This window comes from Halomonas sp. SIMBA_159, assembly GCF_046536035.1.
In the GTDB taxonomy this organism is placed as follows: domain Bacteria; phylum Pseudomonadota; class Gammaproteobacteria; order Pseudomonadales; family Halomonadaceae; genus Vreelandella; species Vreelandella venusta_A.
In genome coordinates, this window is record NZ_JAWJBT010000151.1 from 1 (window position 1) to 385 (window position 385).

The following is a 385-nucleotide window of genomic DNA, read 5'->3' on the forward strand; positions in this document are numbered from 1 at the left end:
AACCGACTGAAGCGGGTATAGCTGTCGAAACTCCCCGGCCCTTCCAGATCGACTTGTGCCGCCCAAGGCAAGACTCGGATCACTTTGATGACATCGCTTACGTCTTCCTTGGTACAACCCGAAAATGACAGCGCGTTTCCCCGCAACTGGAACTCGGATACCCAAGTTTCATCCGATAGTGCCGCTGTCAAATCAGTGAGAATGTTGAGACGATGATACTCCCCCGCGAATTGCTGTAGGTCTCCTTGAATATTGGCGCGGACCTGGCTTTGCTCCTCGCCACGGCTGCGCAAATCAACTGCTTGTGCTGTGAGCTCGGCCTTCTTTGCTTTGAGGGTCGCTAGATGCGCGTCCATGTGAGAGATCTGACGCAATCCACCAAACA

Annotated in this window: 1 protein-coding gene; it reads right to left on the minus strand. The window is 53.8% G+C overall.

Features of this window, described 5'->3' with window-relative positions; genetic code table 11:
• Positions 1-356 (minus strand): PilN domain-containing protein (locus tag R0J87_RS18775; RefSeq protein WP_498888097.1); only part of this gene is annotated, 356 nt, incomplete at its 3' end.
• Positions 357-385 lie beyond the last annotated feature (29 nt).